Origin of the sequence: Campylobacter sp. P255 (genome assembly GCF_003627915.1) — a bacterium.
Lineage (GTDB): Bacteria > Campylobacterota > Campylobacteria > Campylobacterales > Campylobacteraceae > Campylobacter_D.
Genome location: NZ_NREN01000032.1, coordinates 1 through 589, shown reverse-complemented (window position 1 = coordinate 589; position 589 = coordinate 1). Strand labels below are relative to the sequence as shown.

The following is a 589-nucleotide window of genomic DNA, read 5'->3' as shown; positions in this document are numbered from 1 at the left end:
GGATCCAATTAAATTACAGCCTTTGCAAAATCAAATAAGTATACTAAACTCTACAATTTCTTCATTAGAACAAAATAAGATTCAATTATCTCAAGAAAAAGATAAAATTCAGCAAGATAATGCTAGTTTAAGACAAACTTTAAATTCCTTACCTATAAAAAAACAACAACTTGAAATTTCTAATTTAGAACAAGACTTAATCAATAAAAAACTACAAACAAAACAATTATCAAAAAAACTTGGTATTAAAGTGAATGATTTTATGCCTAAAATAACTATGATCAACCCAGCTTCAGCCAAAGCAAGAATTCAAAATCAACTCTCATATAAACTAGGTCAAGCTATGATAGTTAATTCTAAATCTTTCCTAGGTTATATAAGAATGCCTTTTGTGTTATCCTACATCAAAGATAAACACAAACAAGAACAAAAAATCTATCAAGAAAAAATAAAAAAAGATCCATCATTAGCATTACCTCCATTAGAAAGCTATCCTGATTATCAAGAAGCCTTAAAGTTTAAAAATCATCTCTCTTATAAACTTGGACAAGCTCTTATACAAGCTAATAAAACTTGGTATGGGGGGGGG

At 28.0% G+C, this 589-nt stretch carries 1 pseudogene; it reads left to right on the top strand.

The features are described 5' to 3' along the window. Positions 1-589 (top strand): annotated as a pseudogene (locus CKA54_RS07830) (sugar transferase); the annotation flags it as partial.